Genomic DNA, 1,566 nt, shown 5'->3' on the forward strand with positions numbered 1-1,566 from the left:
ATGGAGCCGTTCTTCGCGTCGTACCGCGAGGTGCAGCCCTTCCTCATCTCCACCTCCAAGCCGGAGCCGGGCAAGGAGCGCATCCAGACGATCGCGAACCGCGAGATCTTCGACGACACCACCAAGTGCATCCTGTGCGCGGCGTGCACCTCGTCGTGCCCGGTGTTCTGGACCGACGGGCAGTACTTCGGGCCCGCCGCCATCGTCAACGCGCACCGGTTCATCTTCGACTCGCGCGACGACGCCGGCGACGCCCGCCTGGACATCCTCAACGACAAGGAGGGCGTGTGGCGCTGCCGCACGACCTTCAACTGCACCGAGGCGTGCCCCCGCGGCATCGAGGTGACCAAGGCCATCGCCGAGGTCAAGCAGGCGATCCTGCGCAAGTAGCCGGATCCCCCTCGGTACGCTGGGGCGCGTGAGCGACGCCGGCCGTGAGGGGACGCCCGACGACGGGCGGGACGACTCATGGCGCGCCCGCTGGGACGATTCCGTGCTGCGCGAACGCCTGGACGAGCCGATCGAGCGCGCGTCGGCGCTGCGCCGGCGCACCCTGGCGGCCTTCCCGGTGCGGGTCTGGCGGCACTTCCTGCGGCACAACGGGTTCCTGCTGGCCGCCAGCATCAGCTACCAGTCGCTGTTCGCGATGTTCGCGGTGCTGTACTTCGCGTTCGCCATCGTGGGGCTGTGGCTCGGCGGCAGCAAGCAGGCCATCGACGCCCTCATCGCGCTGGTGAACCTCTACATTCCCGACCTCATCTCCGCCGGCGGCCTGGTGTCGCCCGAGGAAGTCACCCAGGTCGCCCGTTCCAGCACGGGCGCGCTGGCGGTCACCGGTTCCGTGGCGGTCCTCGTGGCGATCTGGACCGCCATCGGCTTCGTCACCTATACCCGCCGTGCCGTGCGCGACATCTTCGGTCTGCCGTACGATTCGCGCAGCTACCTGGTGCTGAAGGCGCGCGACTTCGTCGCCGCGACGATGTTCGGCGTCGCGCTCGTGCTCGGCGCGGGGCTCGGGGCGATGGCCTCGGGCGCGGTCAATCTGCTGTTCGACCTGTTCGGGTGGGAAGACGCCGCCGCCTGGGTGTCGGTGGTCAGCCGGGTGGGGTCGATCGTGGTGGCCTTCGCGATCAACTCCACCGCGCTGGCGCTGCTGTTCCGTTTTCTCGCCGGGGCCTCGGTGCCGTGGCCAACCATCTGGCCCGGCGCGCTGTTCGGCGGGGCGGCGATCGGCGTGCTGCAGCTGGGAGCCGGGTTCGTGCTGGTCTACACCCCGGCCAATCCGCTGCTGGCGACGTTCTCGGTCTTCATCGCGTTCCTGGTGTGGTTCCGCCTCGTCGCCATCGTGATCCTCGTCGCGGCGTCGTGGATCGCGGTCGCCGCCGCCGACCACGACATCCCCCTCGCCCCGGTCAGCGATGCGCAGCGCCGTGCCGTCGAAGCGCGGGCGCTCGTGATCGCCGCGGAGGTGCACCTGCGCGAGGCGCGGGAACGGCGCCGGCGCGCGCCCTGGTACCGAGCCCGCCGAGCCGCCCGCGACGTGCGCGCGGCGAAGGAAGAGCTCGC

The 1,566-nt window shown here is 70.7% G+C and carries 2 protein-coding genes; both read left to right on the forward strand.

The genetic code is table 11. From position 1 onward, the window contains the following. A partial coding sequence (locus NQ160_RS23590) for a 4Fe-4S dicluster domain-containing protein (RefSeq protein WP_257515793.1) occupies positions 1-390 on the forward strand: 390 nt, incomplete at its 5' end. Positions 391-418: 28 nt separating this feature from the next. Then, on the forward strand, positions 419-1,566 hold a 1,148-nt coding region (locus NQ160_RS23595; RefSeq protein WP_257517426.1), incomplete at its 3' end, for a YihY/virulence factor BrkB family protein.

Source organism: Microbacterium sp. zg.Y909 (assembly GCF_024626565.1).